Source organism: Oligoflexus sp. (assembly GCF_035638955.1).
In the GTDB taxonomy this organism is placed as follows: domain Bacteria; phylum Bdellovibrionota_B; class Oligoflexia; order Oligoflexales; family Oligoflexaceae; genus Oligoflexus.
Genome location: NZ_DASQYZ010000467.1, coordinates 1 through 4151 on the forward strand (window position 1 = coordinate 1; position 4151 = coordinate 4151).

A 4151-nucleotide genomic window follows, 5' to 3' on the forward strand; every position below is an offset into this window, starting at 1 on the left:
AATATTGCTCTACAGGATCACAGGCGGGTCGGGCAAAGGACAAGGCCGATGCTGAAGGATGACCCGCAGAGTACGGAACGATTCCATCTGACAGTAAATAGTCACCTTGTTGAAGAATGCCGATCACTCACAGGCTGTCCACCATGTCGGTATTATTCATGCACCATGTAAAAAATTCGAATGTCGACCATTAAAGATCGACATTCTGAAGGTTTGAGCATTCATTGAGGGAGTTTTACAAAGCCATCTCAGAAAACTCGGCAATTCCTTTTTTGTATCAAATATTTATCAACTCAGCTCGCGCGGAAATAAATTTTGTAGTCCTTGCGATTTTTGAAATGGATCATGATGGAAATGGATTGGTGTTGGAGAAAATTGTACCTGCACGACTAGACCTAACAGCGTGTTCGTCCTCCGACTTAACCCGCGATGATCTATTGTCCATGGAAGATTTTTCAGAAGATCAGTGTGAAAATCGTCACAGAGGTACCCAATAATTATGCATGAAAGGCTTCGCTCCCTCGTATACCTTCCAAGGGTTCGAAAACTTCCATGTCAGAGAAAGCACATGTTTAGCTGTAAAGACCTATACCAGCTTAGAAATGAACTTGTTGATGATCTGAAAATAATCCCGGCCCCCAAACCTCGACCCAATTGGCAATTCAACGGCTGGGTAATGTATGTTCAGACAATCATTGAATTGGAAAAAGTGCTGGAAAACGATCCTTCCAGGTGACCAATCCGGGCAGTGGCGTGCCTTCAGCGCTCAACTGCCTCAAGAAGAGCCTTTTGCCACGATTCACGCAATCCCTCTTCACCCTTCTCTTCGGCCTGAATATCGCTTGACGCGCTCGTTGAATCAACAGTGGCACATCCTGCTGCCATCGCAAGGGTCATGATCAGCATAAAAAATTTCATGGAGGTTCATCCTTTAGTGAGTAACCTGGGTCCAAGGCTTTCGATCCGCTTTCGATCCTTATGAAACCCCCTGGAAACAAGGCATGTCGGGCAAAAAGTTGTTTGCAGAAATCATCCCTGTTCAGCGAGTCGCTTATGGCATAACGAAGGACATCTTTCAAGTACCTTTGAACTCAATCAGGAGTGTCCATTATTAGCTTTCAAGCGAATAAAAATTCAGGTGCCGATCATCAAAGATCGGCACCCTTCAATGTCCTAAACTTTTGTCATCATATCTACAGCATCCTGAGAGGAAGCACCAGGATTTCGATTAAAACAGCTTTTCCTTCAGATAACTATTTTTGGTTTTCACCTTACAGAACCACGGATCGAATCGACGGCTCCGCTTTATCAGTTCCGGGCAAATTCCGCTGGCCGTAGGCCCCCCCTGTATTTAAATGTTCTCTTTCTGATAGAGAGGCAGCCAGATGCAGGAACCACCTAATTTCAGGAATGGAACCTGTGAGGATTTGGATAAGCCGCGACGCATTTGCCCGCGGGTATAACCCGTCGCCAACCGATCTCCATCATGTATCACCCAGTAGCGGGAGTTTGTGATATGACGCACAGTTCCGCGCCTTCCATTAATTTCAACAGTATCACCCTTTGAAAACAGATTCAGGCAATCATGCATTTGTGCCTCCGCGCTTATATTTGAGAGCTCACGGGGTTGTATTCCATGGAGGTTGGGCCATTGGCCAACATTTGCTATGTAACGAAGACGACCCGGCATTGCAAATCATTTCGAAACCTGCTTAAACGTTTATTGGCATTCTGTCGAAGAAAGGAATCATCGTGCAATCGCCTTGTCAGCGAAAACCTTTTGGGCGGATGATCACCAGGAAACGTTGCACAGGCTTCAGACGACGGGAGCACTTGGATTGATGCCATGCTCGAAATTCCTCACCAACATGAGGAATGAAAAAATCACCGTGCATTTGTCAAACGCCGTATGATGTGAGAATCTGTTCTATATTTTCTGGTCGTCGAAACTCTCCATATCGTCTCCAAACGCCCCTTCTGATAAGGGTTTCCAAATAAAATACTCAATGTGACGATTGGCAAGGCACCCTTTGCATATAACGAATACTTTTATTCGTTAGCTTGAAGAGAATTGTTGGACCTAAAAGAATGACGTGTGCGACTATCCACTCGCGTATCGGGACAGAAAGTCTGTAGATACAGCTCACCATGGTCTACATCGATTTACATGATGCAGACCTGCATCTTCCATCAATATTTTATAGATGCTCTCTTGGAAGGTTCAATTCATTTGGAAGGAGAATTTCCTCTCGGAGATTCGCTATCTGACTGTATGGCAGGAGATAGGATGTTTATGGATCCGCTGGTTGAAAAGTTGAAGTTTGTTCCATTTTTTACTTTGCTTTTGTCCATTGCCGGATTTCATCTGGCAGGTTGTCAACACCGTGGAGGAGACAATACTCTTGCCATTCAGAACAGCTTCCCGCAGGCTTTTATTGAACCACAATTGCTGCCTTACGTGGAAGAATTTATTCAATTGAGCCGCCGGGCGGGAGTGGCCTTGCCTTTTGCAGCCCCTGTGGTGAGCATTAAGGTACTTTCTCATGAGCGGATGATGGGCAAGCTGAGGACGCAAAATAATCCGTATGCCCGCGCTGTCACCATTATCGATGTAGCTTTGAATCGTGCAGAAATAATTATCGACTCATCGATACTTAACAGCCCTCAAGAGCTTCGGGCTCTGATGTTTCATGAACTCCTGCACGCTGCAGGTTATGATCATCCAAGAGTTGAATGTCACTGGAGGCAGGCTGGTTGCGGATTGATGGGTCATTCTCCTTACCCGCATTTAAAAATGAGTGATTTGGATTATGAGTCTTTGATCCGATTCAGCTTCAATCGTAAGTATCTTGCCCGCCTTCCTTTAATTGCTGGGCTATCTCATGGAACCGCGAACCTGCAAAAAAGCCATTGAAAAATTGGAATTTCCCGGGTTAACAGGTGCTCTACGCGCTGCTGCACAGCCCACGCAGCGATGCACTTTTCCTACCCATAACCATGAAAAAGACCCAAGCCAGAACTTGGGATTCACCAGTCTTAAGATATACTTATAGGTTTCATAGAAATAGGATATGGTGTAGTTGACTGGAACTTCTGTGTGATGCGAGCGTAGCAGGAGCGAGCGATCGTCTCACTGCCAGCGCTTTCATCCGAGACAACACCAACGATGGTGTCGAGGATGTTGTTCACACCAACTTGCAAGCTGCCGTTCCAGGGCAAGTCACACCATAAACGGCATCGTATTCTGTGTAGGTACCGATTTTAACACCGCGAATCCCCTCAACAATGCATTTCCATCCTGATCCATCTGAAAAATCGCATAGACTACAAAATTTATTTTCAGTCAAGACGGGTTGAGAAAGATCTGATACAAATGGTGGCATTGCACGAGTTTTCTGTGATGGCTTGGGAAAAAGGGCCATAGGCGAATGCTTAAACTTTCTGAATGTCGATCTTCAGTGATCGACATTCGAATTTTTTCGACATTGTGGGCAGCGTTTGGCGGCGAAGTGATTTTTTGAGGGAATCGAACAATTGGGCTCCAAAGCTAAGTTGGCGGAAGCCATTTGGTCGTTGTTTTATGCAGGCACGAGCAGGTTGGCAAGCCGCTCCAAAAATCCCAATTTGAAGCGGTTGATGCTGTTTCGCAGCGACCTGGCATCAACCGTCAGGCATTTATTAAAGCTGCAGTACTGGACCCAAGTTCTTCATGAACCTGGCTGAGAACGATTTTTGCTGCTTTAGCCTGGAAAAAGTTTGGACTATCGGATTTATCCTGATAATTTCGGCTGACGAGGATTAGACCTAATTCCATTTTCGACAAAGCAGGGTTGAAGAACGGCGATGTCATCGAATCAATCGATGGAGAAAAGCCAGGAGCGTCAGCAAATTCTTCGAAAATCTTTCAAAAAATGAGAGGGAGCGAGTCGACCAGTCTTCAAATCACAAGAGATGGCGCACAGCTTGAAATTATCTTGGAAAACCAATGATACAATTAACTTGCATCATTCAGACACAGGGGAATTCATGCTCCGAACCAAGCCATGGCCAACAGAAGCCTTTCTTAGATTCCTGGTGATTGTTGTATCCCTGTCCTTATGGGCGGCTTTAATTCTATCCGTGATCGGCCTTGTGTATGCAATTGCGATTTT

The 4151-nt window shown here is 45.4% G+C and carries 3 protein-coding genes; 2 read left to right on the plus strand and 1 reads right to left on the minus strand.

The window, feature by feature from the left end; all coding sequences use genetic code 11:
• Positions 1–759: 759 nt before the first annotated feature.
• Complete coding sequence (locus VE954_RS38160; protein WP_324963067.1) at positions 760–918, minus strand: hypothetical protein; 159 nt, start codon at positions 916–918, stop codon at positions 760–762.
• Positions 919–2287: 1369 nt separating this feature from the next.
• Between VE954_RS38160 and VE954_RS38165 the strand changes: the two genes are divergently transcribed.
• Together VE954_RS38165 and VE954_RS44605 are read left to right on the plus strand one after the other, a co-directional pair.
• The gene (locus tag VE954_RS38165; protein WP_324963069.1) at positions 2288–2914 is read left to right on the plus strand and encodes a hypothetical protein; all 627 of its coding nucleotides are present in this window, start codon (positions 2288–2290) and stop codon (positions 2912–2914) included.
• Between the two features lie 883 nt (positions 2915–3797).
• Positions 3798–3989 carry a PDZ domain-containing protein gene (locus VE954_RS44605; RefSeq protein ID WP_414699070.1) on the plus strand — a complete coding sequence of 64 codons (192 nt, stop codon included), beginning with the start codon at positions 3798–3800 and terminating at the stop codon, positions 3987–3989.
• Positions 3990–4151: the final 162 nt, after the last annotated feature.